This is a genomic window from Rhizobium sp. 05L429 (assembly GCF_056397645.1).
Window position 1 is genome coordinate 33,441 of the sequence record NZ_JBFTNV010000019.1, and the last position, 14,671, is coordinate 48,111.

Annotated in this window: 16 protein-coding genes, 1 tRNA gene and 1 pseudogene; 9 read left to right on the forward strand and 9 right to left on the reverse strand. The window is 58.6% G+C overall.

Annotated elements, in window-relative coordinates:
- Positions 1-26: 26 nt before the first annotated feature.
- Together AC1DNW_RS20095 and AC1DNW_RS20100 are read left to right on the forward strand one after the other, a co-directional pair.
- A pseudogene (locus AC1DNW_RS20095) lies at positions 27-341 on the forward strand (PilZ domain-containing protein); the annotation flags it as partial.
- A 144-nt stretch (positions 342-485) separates the two neighbouring features.
- Positions 486-2,474 (forward strand): bifunctional 2',3'-cyclic-nucleotide 2'-phosphodiesterase/3'-nucleotidase, encoded by a 1,989-nt coding sequence (locus tag AC1DNW_RS20100; protein WP_113309161.1) that lies wholly within the window; start codon positions 486-488, stop codon positions 2,472-2,474.
- Between the two features lie 39 nt (positions 2,475-2,513).
- On the opposite strand, the gene AC1DNW_RS20105 is transcribed toward AC1DNW_RS20100, so the two are convergent.
- Complete coding sequence (locus tag AC1DNW_RS20105; RefSeq protein WP_113309162.1) at positions 2,514-3,482, reverse strand: LysR family transcriptional regulator; 969 nt, start codon at positions 3,480-3,482, stop codon at positions 2,514-2,516.
- A gap of 140 nt (positions 3,483-3,622) precedes the next feature.
- On the opposite strand from AC1DNW_RS20105, the gene AC1DNW_RS20110 reads away from it, so the two are divergent.
- The gene (locus AC1DNW_RS20110) at positions 3,623-4,237 is read left to right on the forward strand and encodes an FMN-dependent NADH-azoreductase (RefSeq protein WP_113309163.1); all 615 of its coding nucleotides are present in this window, start codon (positions 3,623-3,625) and stop codon (positions 4,235-4,237) included.
- A gap of 152 nt (positions 4,238-4,389) precedes the next feature.
- Here the strand turns inward: AC1DNW_RS20110 and AC1DNW_RS20115 are convergent, their stop codons facing one another.
- The gene (locus AC1DNW_RS20115) at positions 4,390-4,968 is read right to left on the reverse strand and encodes a TetR/AcrR family transcriptional regulator (protein ID WP_113309164.1); all 579 of its coding nucleotides are present in this window, start codon (positions 4,966-4,968) and stop codon (positions 4,390-4,392) included.
- Between the two features lie 106 nt (positions 4,969-5,074).
- Between AC1DNW_RS20115 and AC1DNW_RS20120 the strand changes: the two genes are divergently transcribed.
- A complete protein-coding gene (locus tag AC1DNW_RS20120) occupies positions 5,075-5,851 on the forward strand; it encodes an SDR family oxidoreductase (protein ID WP_113297843.1) in 777 nt (258 codons plus the stop codon).
- Positions 5,852-5,862: 11 nt separating this feature from the next.
- Here the strand turns inward: AC1DNW_RS20120 and AC1DNW_RS20125 are convergent, their stop codons facing one another.
- The 3 genes from AC1DNW_RS20125 to ilvA form a co-directional block, all read right to left on the reverse strand.
- Complete coding sequence (locus AC1DNW_RS20125; protein WP_113309165.1) at positions 5,863-7,131, reverse strand: GGDEF domain-containing protein; 1,269 nt, start codon at positions 7,129-7,131, stop codon at positions 5,863-5,865.
- A gap of 240 nt (positions 7,132-7,371) precedes the next feature.
- Positions 7,372-7,701: an HlyU family transcriptional regulator gene (locus AC1DNW_RS20130; protein WP_113297845.1), complete on the reverse strand. Its 330-nt coding sequence runs from the start codon at positions 7,699-7,701 to the stop codon at positions 7,372-7,374.
- Positions 7,702-7,737: 36 nt separating this feature from the next.
- Entirely contained in the window at positions 7,738-8,988 is a 1,251-nt protein-coding gene (gene ilvA, locus AC1DNW_RS20135; RefSeq protein ID WP_113309166.1) for a threonine ammonia-lyase, read from the reverse strand.
- A gap of 195 nt (positions 8,989-9,183) precedes the next feature.
- On the opposite strand from ilvA, the gene AC1DNW_RS20140 reads away from it, so the two are divergent.
- Positions 9,184-9,546, forward strand: a complete 363-nt coding sequence (locus AC1DNW_RS20140) for a VanZ family protein (RefSeq protein ID WP_477854127.1) — start codon at positions 9,184-9,186, stop codon at positions 9,544-9,546.
- A gap of 295 nt (positions 9,547-9,841) precedes the next feature.
- Here AC1DNW_RS20140 and AC1DNW_RS20145 read toward each other — a convergent pair.
- Positions 9,842-9,927 (reverse strand) — tRNA-Leu (locus AC1DNW_RS20145).
- A 114-nt stretch (positions 9,928-10,041) separates the two neighbouring features.
- The gene (ligD, locus tag AC1DNW_RS20150; protein WP_477854128.1) at positions 10,042-11,082 is read right to left on the reverse strand and encodes a non-homologous end-joining DNA ligase; all 1,041 of its coding nucleotides are present in this window, start codon (positions 11,080-11,082) and stop codon (positions 10,042-10,044) included.
- A 73-nt stretch (positions 11,083-11,155) separates the two neighbouring features.
- Here ligD and AC1DNW_RS20155 point away from each other — a divergent pair, with 73 nt between their 5' ends.
- Positions 11,156-11,395, forward strand: a complete 240-nt coding sequence (locus AC1DNW_RS20155) for a hypothetical protein (RefSeq protein ID WP_477854129.1) — start codon at positions 11,156-11,158, stop codon at positions 11,393-11,395.
- Here the strand turns inward: AC1DNW_RS20155 and AC1DNW_RS20160 are convergent.
- Entirely contained in the window at positions 11,390-12,160 is a 771-nt protein-coding gene (locus AC1DNW_RS20160; protein WP_477854208.1) for an SOS response-associated peptidase family protein, read from the reverse strand. The two genes, AC1DNW_RS20155 and AC1DNW_RS20160, sit on opposite strands and share 6 nt — an antisense overlap.
- 219 nt (positions 12,161-12,379) lie before the next feature.
- Here AC1DNW_RS20160 and AC1DNW_RS20165 point away from each other — a divergent pair, with 219 nt between their 5' ends.
- The 3 genes from AC1DNW_RS20165 (at position 12,380) to AC1DNW_RS20175 (ending at position 13,760) form a co-directional block, all read left to right on the forward strand.
- Positions 12,380-12,646, forward strand: a complete 267-nt coding sequence (locus AC1DNW_RS20165) for a hypothetical protein (protein ID WP_113510549.1) — start codon at positions 12,380-12,382, stop codon at positions 12,644-12,646.
- Entirely contained in the window at positions 12,624-12,920 is a 297-nt protein-coding gene (locus AC1DNW_RS20170; RefSeq protein ID WP_477854130.1) for a hypothetical protein, read from the forward strand. Before AC1DNW_RS20165 ends, AC1DNW_RS20170 begins: the two co-directional genes overlap by 23 nt.
- Positions 12,921-13,481: 561 nt before the next feature.
- Positions 13,482-13,760 (forward strand): hypothetical protein, encoded by a 279-nt coding sequence (locus AC1DNW_RS20175; protein WP_477854131.1) that lies wholly within the window; start codon positions 13,482-13,484, stop codon positions 13,758-13,760.
- 161 nt (positions 13,761-13,921) lie between these two features.
- On the opposite strand, the gene AC1DNW_RS20180 is transcribed toward AC1DNW_RS20175, so the two are convergent.
- Positions 13,922-14,551, reverse strand: a complete 630-nt coding sequence (locus AC1DNW_RS20180) for a hypothetical protein (protein WP_477854132.1) — start codon at positions 14,549-14,551, stop codon at positions 13,922-13,924.
- Positions 14,552-14,671 lie beyond the last annotated feature (120 nt).

Genomic DNA, 14,671 nt, shown 5'->3' on the forward strand with positions numbered 1-14,671 from the left:
TGCCCGAATTCTTCACGGGGACAAGCATGACACGCAATCTCAAGATCTCGGCCCGCAAGACCGACCGCAAGAACTGCCGCGTCTTCGGCAAGATCCGTTATCTGAACAGCCAAGTGGATGCCCGCATCCTCGATCTTTCCACCACGGGTGCAGCACTCGAGGTCAAGGCGCCGCTTTATGCAGCCTCGGGCAGCAAGGTGCGCATCGAAGCTGACGATCTCGGCATGCTGGAAGGCGTCGTGCGCTGGAAACACAATGGCCGCGTCGGCATCCAGTTCGACGTGAATTCCAATGCCCGCGCGCTCGTTGCCTCCTATTTCCGCTTCTTCCACCGCGAAGTGCCACGCGTTCGGTAACGCTTTCCGAGACGATGCCGCTTCCTTGGCATCGTCTTTGCCGTTCTGTCATTTTCACGATGTACTCCTTGGCCAATCATCCTAAGTTCATCGAACCGGGTGGTGCATGATGTCAAAAGGAGTGTTTCCATGTCTTCCATTTTCGATGTGCCTTCGATGAGCCGCCGTTCGCTGCTCGGCGGTCTTGCCGCCACTTCTGCCCTGGTGCTGCTGCACCCATTCAGCGCCCGTGCCGCCTCCAACCAGGCACATCTGCGGCTCATGGAAACGACCGACATTCACGTCAATGTCTTCCCCTACGATTATTACGCCGACAAGCCGAACGACACGATGGGCCTGTCGCGCACGGCAGCGATCGTCGACAATATCCGTGCAGAAGCCGCCAACTCGCTACTGATCGACAATGGCGACGTGCTGCAGGGCAATCCGATGGGCGACTACATGGCCTATCAGCATGGCATGAAGGACGGCGACGTCCATCCGGTGATCAAGGCGATGAACACGCTCGGCTATACGGTCGGTACGCTCGGGAATCACGAGTTCAACTACGGCCTCGACTTCATGTTCAAGGTACTGTCAGGCGCGAACTTCCCCTTCGTCTGCGCCAACCTGACCAAGGGCCAGCTCGCCTCGGACCCGAAGCAGGACGAACTCTTCTTTAAGCCCTACATCATCGTCGAAAAGCAGATCAAGGATGGCGCCGGCAATGAAAGCCCTGTTAAAATCGGCTTCATCGGCTTCGTACCGCCGCAGATCATGCTGTGGGACATCAAAAACCTGGAAGGCAAGGCCCAGACGCGCGATATCGTCCAGGCCGCGAGGGCCTGGGTCCCAGCCATGAAGGAAGCCGGCGCCGATATCGTCATCGCGCTTTCCCATTCCGGCATTGACGGTTCCGCCCCCTCCGAAAAGATGGAAAATGCCTCGCTGCATCTTGCTGCCGTCGAGGGCATCGATGCGATCTTCACCGGTCACCAGCATCTTGTCTTCCCCGGTCCGAAGACCTGGGATGGCATTGGTAACGCCGATCCGGTCAAGGGCACGCTGCATGGCAAGCCCGCCGTCATGGCCGGCTTCTGGGGCTCGCATCTCGGCCTGATCGACCTTCTGCTGGAGAAGGACGGCAACAGTTGGAAGATCGTCGCCTTCACCTCCGAAGCACGGCCGATCTACCATCGCGACGACAAGAAGAAGGTCGTTGCCGATGTCGCCGACAAGAAGGAAGTCGTGGAGGCCGCCAAGACTGAGCATGAGGCAACGCTTGCCTATGTCCGCACACCTGTCGGCAAGACCTCCGCGCCGCTCTATTCCTACTTCGCGCTGGTCGCCGACGACCCGTCCGTGCAGATCGTTTCACAGGCACAGACCTGGTACATCAAGCAGATGCTGGCCGATACGCAGTTCAAGGATCTGCCGGTTCTTTCGGCCGCAGCGCCCTTCAAGGCCGGCGGTCGCGGCGGTGCCGACTACTATACGGACGTCCCGGCTGGCGATATCGCCATCAAGAATGTCGCCGATCTCTACCTCTATCCGAATACGGTTCAGGCCGTCGCCATCACCGGTGCGCAGGTGAAGAACTGGCTGGAAATGTCAGCCGGCATGTTCAACCACATCGAGCCCGGCTCAAAGGACGCGCTTCTGCTCAACAACGACTTCCCGTCCTACAATTTCGACGTCATCGACGGTGTGACCTATCAGATCGACCTGTCGCAGCCGCCGAAATATGATTCGTCGGGCAAGGCCGTCAATCCGGACTCCAACCGAATCCAGAACCTCGCCTTCGAGGGCAAGCCGATCGATCCGGCGCAGAAGTTCGTCGTCGTTTCCAACAACTACCGTGCAGGCGGCGGCGGCAGCTTCCCGGAAATCGCCTCCGATAAGGTGATCTTCCAGGCCCCGGATACCAACCGTGACGTCATCGTCCGCTTTGTCCATGATCAGGGTACGATCAACCCTTCCGCCGACGGCAACTGGACGTTCAAGCCCCTGCCCGGCACGACCGTCGTGTTCGAAAGCGGCCCGAAGGCCAAGCAGTACCTCGCCGACGTCAAGAGCGTGAAGATCGAAGATGCAGGCGAAGGCGCCGAGGGCTTCGCGAAGTTCAGGCTGGTCCTTTAGGCGAAGATATCGAGGAAGGCGCGGCGCCCGCGCCTTCCTTCATTCGGCCGCGAGCGGCATACTAGGTTCACGTAATTCTGCAATCTGAGCGTGTAAATCGGCTTGGCTCGGGCAGGCGGAAAGCCTCGTACGGAACGCGTCGATCATCCAGGTGGCGGCGGGTCCGGGCGGGTTGGCGGGCCGGCGCATCGAATAGATCGGATATTCCCCCTGTTCGTAGGCATCCAGATCGAGATGGACGAGCGCACCGCTCAGGAGATCGTCATGGATCAGGGACGCCGGAAGACCACCCCAGCCAAGGCCGGCCTTGATGAGCTGGTGCTTCGTCGCAATATCGCTGACGCGCCATGTCTTGTAGGATAGAACGTTGAAATCGCGCCCCTTCGTCAGGCCCGACGCATCGGTGACGACGAGCTGCACTTCCTCGCGCACGTCACCGAGCGTGAGCGGCCGGTCGGCTCGGGCAAGCGGGTGGCTCTGCGCGGCAACGGGCATCATGAAGGAATGACCGATCCGCTCCGTGACGATCGAATCGTCCTGCTTCAGGACTGCGCCACCGATCCCGATCGTCGCCTTGCCGCTCAGGACGAGATCCATGACCATTCCGAGTTCACCGACGTTGAGGCTCAACGAAACGGACGGAAACACCTCGCGGAATTCACGCAGCACGTCCACCATGGCACGTGAAGGCACCATGACGCTGATGGCTACGGAAACCTCCGCTTCGAGCCCTTCTCTCAGGCTCTTGACGCGCGCCCGCATGACCTGCAGGTCGCCCAGGATGCGCCGCGCATCCTCCAGCATCGCCCTGCCCGCTTCCGTCAGCTTCGGCTGGCGCGCACCGGAACGCTCGAAAAGCGGCACCTCGAGCTGTGCCTCCAGATTGGCGATCGTATAGCTGACGACCGATTGCGCACGGTTCAGTGCGCGCGAAGCGGCCGAGAAGCTGCCGGTTTCGGCAACGGTCAAAAACACCTGCAATTGGTCCAAGGTCGGGTTCGGAAGCATCTTCCATCCATTCCATCGATAATTTTGATCTACATTATCCCAGTTTTTTCGATAATCGGCCAGCCCTATTTCTTCTCTCGACGCAGCGGACTGCCGCTCCCAACGGGCCGCTGAAACCCAATTCGAGAGGAAATTCAACTATGTCTTCCATTCTTCTTCTGACGTCCAGCCCGCGTTCGGAGTCTCTTTCCACTTCAATCGCCGTGGAGCTCGCCGATAAACTCAAGGCTCAGAACCCCGGTAGCGTCGTCGTGCGCCGCGACCTTGCTGCAAACCCGCTGCCGCACATCGACGATCTCTTCACCGGCGCCATCCGCAAGCCGCCGGAAGCCCGTACCGCCCAGGAAACTGTTGCCGTCAAGACTTCCGACGAACTCGTCAACGAACTGCTCGCAGCCGACAGCATCGTCATCGGCACCGGCCTGATCAACTTCAACATCTATTCTTCGTTGAAGACCTGGATCGATAATGTGGCCCGCGCCGGCCTCACCTTCAAGTACACTGAAAGTGGCCCGGTTGGCCTCGCCACCGGCAAGAAGGTCTATGTCGTCCTCGCTTCCGGCGGCGTGTATTCCCAGGGTCCGGCTGCCGGCATGAACCATGCCGTCCCGTATCTGAAGTCGGTTCTCGGCTTCCTCGGCATTACCGACATTGAAACCATCTATGTCGAAGGCCTGGCCTTCGGCCCGGAAGCTGCGGAAAAGGCCATCGGCGCCGCCAAGTCGCGCGTCGAGGAACTCGCTCTCGCTGCCTAAAGCGTGTCGCGATCTTTCAGATCGCTTGCCACGCTTCAGATCTTTGTTCGATGCATGTCGTTATCGCAAAACCGCTGCACACTTTTGCGCTACATGCTTTAACCGACAAATTCAAAAGTTCCACTCGAGGGGGCCGGTGCAAGCCGGCCCTTTCATTTTGCCGAGAAACCATCGACGAAGGACCGGACCGTCTCCAGGATTTCTTCAGGGAGTTTTTCGTCGTCGGCAATGCGTGCAAGGCCGATCGCCCCGGTCATCAGGCACGAAACGATGATTGCCTTGCGGCGCGCTTCCGCCTCGTCGGCCGCGTTCATACGGCCTGTCATATTTCCGAGATTTGTCTTCAGCTGTTCCGTCGCAAGCGAGCGGCATTTCTCACCGCTGCGGGCAAGATCAGCGGTAAGCGCGGCAAAGGGGCAACCGCCGCTTACGTCATCGCGATGGATCTCGCTCAGGTAATTGGCGGAATATTCCGCCATCGGAATATCTGCCGGTGCCCTGCCCTCTGAACGCACCTTCGCTTCCCAGGAGCCGAAAGCCAGTTTCATGGCTTCGGCCACCATCTCGTCACGCGACGCAAAATGCTTGTAGAAACCGCCGACCGTCAGGCCCGCCTCCTTCATCAGGTCGGCCACGCCGAGCCCTTCCAGTCCTCTCTCTCGCAGGCGCTTCGAAGCGATCTCGACGATCCTGTCGTGCGTCTTCTGCTTTTCCAGTTGCGAATGACCCATCGAAAATCTCCCGATATGCGGACTTGACTCAATTGGATTACAATCATAATCCTTCTAGATGTCGATCATAATCTAGATCGAGCCGTTTTCCAATAGGAGCCATTCCATGCGTCTCAAGAACAAGATCGCGCTCATTACCGGCGGTAACAGCGGCATCGGACTTGCCACCGCCAAGGTGTTTCTCGCCGAAGGTGCCAAGGTAATCATTACCGGCCGCAATCCGGAAACACTCGCTGCAGCCGAAAAGGCGCTTGGTGGGCAGGTGCTGGCGCTGAAGATCGATCTCACCGACGTTGCGGCAGCGGAAAAGATCTTCGCCGAGGCCGCTTCAAAGGTCGGCAAGTTCGATATCGTCTTTGCCAATGCCGGCATCGGCGGCGCGACGCCTCTCGGTCAGACCTCGCTGGAACAGTTCGAGAAGATCATCAGCACCAACCTGACCTCGGTCTTCTTCACGGTCCAGTCCGCGTTGCCGCATCTGAACGATGGCGCTTCGGTTATTCTCAACGGCTCCGTCCACGCCGTTCTCGGTGCGCCGGGCTGGTCGGCCTATGCCGCCACGAAGGGCGCCGTGCGCTCCATGACCCGCAACCTCGCCTCCGAGCTTGCGCCGCGCGGTATCCGCGTCAATCAGGTAACGCCGGGCGGCACACGCACGCCGATCTGGTCGCCCTATGCGCAGTCGGAAGATGCGATGACGGCACTGGAAGAAAAGCTCGGGAACATGAGCGCGCTCGGCCGCATGAGCGAAGCAGACGAGATCGCAAAGGCCGCGCTCTATCTCGCCTCCGACGATTCCAGCAATGTCACGGGGATCGAAATTACCGTCGACGGCGGTATGACGAGCGCTCCCTCCGGCGCCAAGATTTTCCGCGCCGCCTGAGCGAACGGAAGCTAGCCGACTTTGACGACACCGGAGCGGCCGACAACACAGTTGCGGCCGCTCTTCTTTGCCTCGTAGAGGCGGCTGTCTGCCGCAGACAGCACGGTGGTGAAGCTGATGCCATCCTCGTCGGCGGTTGCAACCCCTATGCTCACCGATACCGATGCATCATCGGGCGTCTTTACACTGGTCACGATCGTCCAGCGCAGGCGCTCGGCGAGCAGCAAGCCTTCGTCATGACCCGTGCCGGGGCAAACGGCGACAAACTCTTCGCCGCCAAAACGGAAGATACGATCGCTCGAGCGCAGCGTCATTCCGAGCCTCGCGGCAATGGCCTTTAGAACCTCGTCGCCCTGAAGATGGCCGAAGCCATCATTGACGTCCTTGAAATGGTCGGCATCGATAATGAGAACGGTGGCATACTGGCCCTGCCGAAGCGCCTCACGCACCATCAGCGGTGCCTCCAGCTCCATGCGGCTGCGGTCATAGACGCCGGTCAGCATGTCGCGGCCGGTTCGCTCCAGTAGGTCGTTATAACGCTCACGGAATGTCAGATCGCCAAAGAGGTCGCTGATCGAGCGGGCGGAAGCGGCAACGCCGTCCCGGCGGATATGGTATTCATAGATGGCAAACATCAGAGAATAGAGGCAGACGGCCAGCATCTTGGCTTTCCATCCCGCCCAGAAGGCCGTCATCGGAACGCCCATGAAATAGTGCAGCCCGCTGAAGAATAGGATCTGGTCAAAGGTCAAAAGCACCAGGCCAGAGGTCATGAAACGCAGCACCACGCGCCGGCGCATGAAGTCGCCAAGCTTCTCGTAAAGCAGGATGATGCCGAGCGAGTCGAGGTAGAGGATTGCCGTTCCCCACACCATCAGCCAGCCCATTTCCTTCAGGAAATTGACGTCTGCCGGATGGCCGGGCGACAGTTCCAGCGGCTGATGAAGCTGCAGCACCCAGGCAATGGCGACGGTCAGGAGATTACCGAGAAACAGACCATAGATCGGCTGGCGGACGGTTGCCGCATCCTCCTGCAGGTAGAGCATGAGGATCATCATCAGCTTACCGGAAAAGAAGATCGAAGACCCCGGCGAGACGTTCCCGAACGGCAGGGAAACATAGAAGACCGCGGCGAGATAGGTCTCCATGAAATGCATGACGCCGAGCGCAGTCAGGAAGACGCCCAATCCGAGGCGTTGGCGAAAATGCAGGAGACTGACCATCAGCACGAAATAGCCGACAGCTTCGACGATGAAGAGCGCGGCGTTGAAGAGCTCCATTACGGCCCTCCGCCGACAGGACCGCGCGAGACAGCAGCAGCCGCTGCGGCAGATCTTCTGGTCAATCGTCCGGAAAGTTCAAACACAAGCGGCGCCCTGCAAAACCTGCAGGCGCCACCTTCACCAAAATCCTTTAAGATTAGGTGAGCAAACCAGCAGTTTCCGTCACGGAAATGCTGTCATAGTTTTGAAAAACAACGGGAAATTTGGTCTTAAACAAGACTTGCCGGCTAACGGCGCTCAGACCTGCCGAAGCTTCTCGCCATCGCCGAAGAGAGAAGGGCCGTGCTGATCAATGATCTGGTGCGCCTTGCGCACCGTGCATTCGATCGCATCATCGGACGAGGAAAAGAGATCGGCGCGAATGAACTTGCGCACAAGAACGTCCTCACCAACCTTCTTTTCGATGCGGCCGGCCAGACGATACTGGCCGCCTTCCTTCTGCGGCTCGGCATAGATGGTGCAATCGCCATAGAGCTGCGGCTCGCCGGAAGGACCCGCAGATGCCTCGTTGGAGGATTTACCGCCGCCGGAGAAGACCGAAAGAATGTTTGAAAGGAACGAAGCCATAATTCGCCTTTAGCACGCAGTGCAGTGGACGCAAAGTCAAATGATCAGGTTTGCGAGGATCTCGTTTTCGGTAATGTCCTCGAACCCCATGCCTGACCTTTCGAAATTGGCGACGAGCGTCGCGAAGTTTTCCGGAGCCGTCGTTTCGATGCCGATCAGGATCGAACCGAAATTGCGCGCCGATTTCTTGAGATATTCGAAGCGGGCGATATCGTCATGCGGTCCGAGAAGATTGAGGAAGTCGCGCAGCGCGCCGGGGCGTTGGGCAAGGCGCAGGATGAAGTATTTCTTCAAGCCGGCGTAGCGCATGGCGCGTTCCTTGACATCGGGCAGCCGCTCGAAATCGAAATTGCCACCCGAGACGACGGCAACGATCGTCTTGCCCTTGATGGCCTGGCGATCCATGGCGGCGATCGCCGTCAGCGACAGGGCGCCGGCCGGCTCCAGCACCACGCCTTCGACGTTCAGCATCTCCTGAATGGTGACGCAGATGGCGTTTTCCGGCATCAGCTTGACCTGATCAGGCGAAAACGTCTTCAATGCTGCGAAGTTCAGGTCGCCGATACGAGCGACCGCCGCACCATCGACGAAATTGTCGACTTTGGGGAGCGTCACCAGTTGCCCCGCCTCGAGGCTGCGGCGAAGGCTCGGCGCGCCGGCAGGTTCGGCAAAGACGAAGTCGGATTGCGGCACGATGCCATCGAGAAAGCCGGTGATACCAGCGGCAAGGCCGCCGCCGCCGACCGGCAGGACGACCATGTCAGGCACCGTGCCTTCAGGAAGCTGCTGCATGATTTCTGCGGCGACAGTCGCCTGCCCCTCGATGATATCGACGTGGTCGAATGGCGGCACCATGACGCCGCCGATCGCCTCCACATGGTCGCGGGCAGCCTGATAGCACTGATCGAAGAAATCGCCGATGAGTTCAATGGTGATGAAGCCGGCGCCAAACATGCGAGTCTTGTCGATCTTCTGCTGCGGCGTGGTAACCGGCATGAAGACGACACCCGGCACGCCGAAATGGCGGCACACGAACGCAAAACCCTGCGCGTGATTGCCGGCGGACGCGCAGACGAAGGTCTTGCCGCCCGCGCCCTCGGCGATCGCCTTGCGGAAGAAATTGAACGCGCCGCGGATCTTGTAGGATCGCACCGGCGAAAGATCCTCGCGCTTCAGCCAGATATCGGCGCCATAGCGAGCGGAAAGGTGATCATTAAGCTGCAGCGGCGTGGCGGGGAAAAGGCTGCGCATCGCCTCTTCGGCGCCTTCGACATCGTGTCTTGTCACGTGCGTTCGTCCATTTTTCAGAAATCCAACGCCGCTATGACACAGCCAGCCAGCGGAAAGAAGCCCGTTTGCGCCATTTGCGGTTCGCTCGATGAAAGGCTTCCTTAAGTGCGTCTTCAGATCACGCCCACTATCCACGTCACGTGGACGGCTTTTAACTTGATGGCGCATAGCGATTGCTAATATGACGACATCATGACATCCAAGATCGCAAAGCCACTGGCCTGGCTTCTTCTCGCCTTCATCGTGTTCGTGACAGTTTCGCCGATCGAATTGCGACCACACACGATCGAGACACCGGATATTGACCGTGCCGCGGCTTACCTGGCGGCAGGACTGGCTTTCGCTCTTGCTTATCCGAGACGATGGAAGACAGTCGCCGTGCTGCTGATCTTCGGTGCCATCGCGATCGAATATCTGCAGTACCTGTCGCCGACGCGGCATGCGCGCCTTCACGATGCAGGCGTCAAGGCAATGGGCGCGGCACTCGGCCTGATCACTGGCTGGGTCTTCAACAAATGGCGTCAAGCGAAAACCGGGGCGGATGCCGCCGCGTAATTTGCCAGACGCTGACAAGGGACTTGGACGTTAAAGCCCGCGTATCTGCAAGGCCCAGAAGAACAGTGGCACTGCTGCCACCACCGTTGCCATTAGTAGAACGGCACTCATTTTGAAAAGTCTGACGCGCCGCGTTCTTGCTCCATCCCAATCGTAAACCATCGTCTTACTCCCACTAAGACAATACCTACTCAACCGCACAGTGCCTACATTTCTTGCACCGTTGAGACCACAGACAAGCGCTGCCTATGGTTCATTCATCTTATACAAGCACATTCGAACGCGTTTATGAAGATGGTGCGAGCGACGGGGATCGAACCCGTATAGCCTAAGGCCGAGAGATTTTAAGTCTCTTGCGTCTACCAGTTTCGCCACGCTCGCGCGCAATCCAGATCAACGACTTAGGCGGATTCGTCAAGAAGGGTTTTGCAAAACATTCTCTCGCGTTTTGCAAATTCTGTTCGCTAGCCGTTCTGTCGACCGAGTTTTCACATTTTAAATCTTGAACACCGATGCATCGTCGGCTGCATCCCGCAGCCCCTTATATGACGCGTGCCGCAGCTTCCCGTCTCCAGTCCATGCCCTGTATTCTATCTCGGCAATGAGCTCTGGCTTCAACCATGTGATGTCCTTCCTACGCCCGCTATAGGCAACCGGCGCCCTTGCTGCCTCCAGCTTGTCCATCAGCGCCCGCAGCTTCCACGCCTCGCTGTCCTTTATGCCGGTACCGACCGAACCGACATAAACGAGCTTGCCATCCTTCTTCGCTCCGAGCAGAAGCGAGCCGATATGACCGCGCGCTACCGGGGACTGCTCCCATCCGACGATCGCGAAGCTGTCGCTCTGGATACATTTGATCTTCAGCCAGTCACCAAGCCGGCCGGATCGATAGGCGCTATTGCGGTCCTTCGCGATGATCCCCTCAAGCCCGTGCTCGCATGCGGCCTTCAGGAGTTGCTCACCGTCGGACTCGACCTCCTCCGATAGTCGGATGGCGCTTTCCCTACCTGGTGCGATCAACCCTTCGAGCAGATGCCGGCGCGTGGAAAGCTCGGTGTTCGTCAGATCGTGGCCGTCAAAATACAGAAGATCGAAGGCCATCAGCACCGATGCGCCGGAGTTCAGCTTCCCGCCACGGCCGCCTAGCGACTGCTGCAGTTGGCTGAAATCCGAGCGCCCTTGCGGATCCAGGACAACAGCCTCGCCGTCAATGATCGCCGTTGCCGCGCCTAGCTGCGCCGCCTCAGCAGCGATCGCTGGGAAGCGGTGCGTCCAGTCGTGGCCGCCACGCGTCAGGATGCGGACGCCCTTCGGCTCGATATGCACCGCGATCCGGTAGCCGTCCCACTTCACCTCAAAGGCCCATTGCGGCCCTTTTGGAGGTTTCGGCTTCAGCAGGGCAAGGCACGGATCGATTCGCACCGGCATCGGATCGAGGGGGAGATTTGGCTGCGAAGGATCTCGCGGCTTGCGCGCTCGGGAGCGGAGCGGCTTGTCGACCTGGAGGAGCGGCTTTGATTTAGGAGGCTTGGTCATGGGACCACTCCATCAGCAAATGCTTAAAATGCCGTCTATTGACAGGACGGGCAACGACTCCAGATCATGCCCCATGAGCAAGATCCCACCGCCGACCGTTCCCGAAAAAGATCCCGATCGCTTTATTCGGTGCCAGGACGCACTTCACGTCGAGTTTCAGGATCTCGTGGACCGTGCCGTGAGCGCCGGGTGGCGACCGGAAGAGGTTCTGATTTCACTCATTGAGCTCGCTGACAACGAGGCGCTGATGATGGAAGCCAACGCTGAGGTCGAGGCGGCTTTGAAAGTGCTGAAGCGGAAGGGTTTCTTATAGCAGGCTCGGCTGCGTCTCTTCACCGGCCTTGGATATGATGCTCGATCCGTATGCCTCCCTCGACGTCACCATGATCGCATCGTCGGGAAGCGGGCGGGCGAGAGCCCTCGCCTCCTCCCATGGCGCGTTCATCCACACGTCCACCTCCTGCTGCGTCAACAGGAGCACGGGCATCGCCTTCTGATGGATCGGCTCGACGACCGCGTTGGGCTTGGTCGTCAGGAACGCATAGAGATCGTCGGTCGTCAGACCATCCTTGACCTTTCGCACGCTCTGCCACTGTGGGACATGGACGCCGGCAAAGAACATCAGCGGCTTGCTTTCGTCGCGCGCGAACCAGGCGTTGGGTGTGGCCCCGCCTTCCTGCTTGTTCAAAGGATCCGGTTCAGCGAAGCTCGTTACTGGCACGATGCATCTGTTCTCGACACCGAACCATTGTATCCAATGCTTAAGGGTGAGGGTCCGAATGTTCGTTGTGCCCTTGTCCGGCTCCATCTTGATGAGATGGTCCATGTCGACCGGCTTACCTTTCTTGCGCAATCCCTCCGCCCGCTTCTCGGCAGCTTCCGCGATCACGCGAGGTGGCGACGGTACTCCCCACCGCGCATGGGCGAGTTGTTTTCGGCCGTCAGGTGTATTGCGGACGATCGGCCCCATCTGGCCGGGGTTCATCTGATAGGCCGGCATGGGGTTGATCAGGCTTTCGACGTCCAGTGCCCACTTTCGAACCCAGTCTTTGTCTTCCATGCGGTAAAGATTACACACGGTCAAACCCTCAGCTCCCAGAGACCTGAGCATCTCTGGCGACGACAGATTTTGTCAAGTCGATCTCAAAATTTCACGCTGCGCTTGACTCCTACAAAAACGAGAACATAATAAGAACACCTTGCAAGGTGAGCGGGCCGCGCGGTCCTCCTTGTTTCGATACCATAGAGCGCTGCGCGGCCCCGCTATCATTCGTAACCCTGTCACCTAGCGACCCCCATGAAACGCTTCGATGAAATTCGCCTGCCAACCAAGCAGGTTGTACGCTGGCGTTTTCTCGATCGAGAAAACCGTTGGCAGATTGCAGCTTACCGCACACCTGCCGCCGCCGAACTGCTGATGTCTGTCGCCGGTGAACCTATCCAGCGCTGGTCATCAGGCGGGCCGAGCACAGAAGAATTCAGCGAAGTCTTGGGGATGGTCGTCTTGAGCGCGTCACTCAGAATCCAGAGCGACCGGATCAATGGACGCCGAAACCTGCAGTGATGACGAATACAAACCGCGCTACCAATGGCGCGAGACTTGGCCCGGTGAGAGCGAGCAGGACTTCTCGGGGTATGATGCTGAGGAACTATTCGGCCGCATCCAGGTCGACACCACGACCTCTGGCAAAGAGCACCTTTGGCGCTGGAACGGCGGCTTTGCATCATGGGTGCGTCAACGCATCATGCCACAGCAGGGGTGGGCGGCGACGGCGCGGGAGGCGTCAAGGATGGTCGAAGAGCACTACGCCAACCTGAAAGAGATGCACGGGAGATGATGCAGCATGAGCTACGAAGGACATTCAACGGCGCCAGGTGCGAACGTGATCGTTGAGCACTACTGCGACCACGAGGAAGCAGACGGCAAGCGGTGCCCTGAATGGGGCTGCTACGGTTACGAGGAGAGCAAGACAATCACGCTCTGGTTTTGCAAGAAGCACCAGCCGTTGAACTATCGAGGGTTGCGGCCGCATGGGGATCGGCGCCCTCATTAAATCCAGTGCCGGATGGCAAATGATCGGGGGAACTTTCTGTCACGATCTGTGTTTGACGCGCGGATCGCGCGGCGAACCTTACTCTGTGATGACCCGTCTAAGCCCTGGGTTCGTTTGCGCGGTCCACCTAGGAGTGGCTGAACAAATCGTGTGGGCTGGAAACCTACAAGTATACATCTGCTACAGGATAGCTTATTTAATATTTGCTGTCGCTTATTTAGCTCTGAATTATGCATTATAGCAACAACGGTAAATGTCGTGGCAAAATTATAATCTGGTCCGCTTGAAAAGCGGGAGACCTGTATCTAGCTCTACTGTGTTAGGCCAATGAACTAGCGGAATATCATGCCGATTATTGACTCAGATCGAATATTGTTCGAACGGGTATGGGCTGCAGGCGTCAAAGTGGTGAGAGAAAATCGCATTTCTGCGCTGATCGACGTCACGCTCGATACCCCTACGCTGGAACAGTACCAGGACAGCCACGGGCAGCGAATGACCGACATGATCAAGGTCGTTCAGCTTGGGATAGCGCAACTTCGCGGGAGCACGGACCTCGCCCAATCCGATGACGCGCAGATGCCTACTTCACCCTCGCGTCGTTTCGCCAACAGTCGGAACTGATGCTAAGTGGATATACGTCCTATTGCTGACTTGCCCGAGGATCATTGGTTTCGTCACATTCCTTGCCGGCCCCAAGTTTCCTGTCCCCGGCGCGCACCCCAGGCCGTTGGCCAGAAGATGCGGGGCCGGCACCATCGCTTGGTCTAACGGTGGCTTCTGAGCTAGCCTCCACTCTGGGCCGCAGAAAGCCGTTGGCGCTCCATCCGGTCGATCCGCTCTCTCAGGTCGAGCAAGATATCCCTTGCGCCATAGACTGAACCTTGCGCCGTCTTGACCTCGTCTATCTGGCGCTGCTGGTCAATGAAGCGCTGGTCGTAGCTGCCGAACACGCGGTCGAGCTCTTCCCGCGGCACCTGGGCGTCTCTCAGTTCTTTAACGTTCGCATCTGTACGGGCACGGTCCTCTGCTCCTCGAGCGGTCCGCCACTCCATCTCCTTCTGTGTCACCATCTTGTCGACGACGGCTGAAATTGATGCCGATGTGTCAGACGCCTGAGACTTGGCATCCTCCCGGATAGTGGCAATGCTATCCTTTATCGGTTGCAGGGCCATGAAACCGAGGCCGGTCAGGATCGCAACACCCACGCTGAGGGCCGCCCATATGGCCGGCCACTGCGTCCGGGAATTGGAGCGCAGTTCATTGGAGAGAGCATTCAGGTTCGCATTGACGCCCTGAAAGCCAGTGTTCATGTTCGATCTGAGATCGACGATATCCTTGCCCTGGTTCTCCACCCGCTCGGATAATCGAGCATATTGGGCCATGGGGTCGAAGCTGCCACCGTTGCTAGACATATCGGAATTCCCTGCCATTTAAGCGCGCCCTGCCCTTTCGAATGCCATGCTAGTGGGCGCCGCCACGCCCTGATTTCTTTTGAAGCCTCTGATGCGCCAAGTCGCCCGGAAGGGTTATTG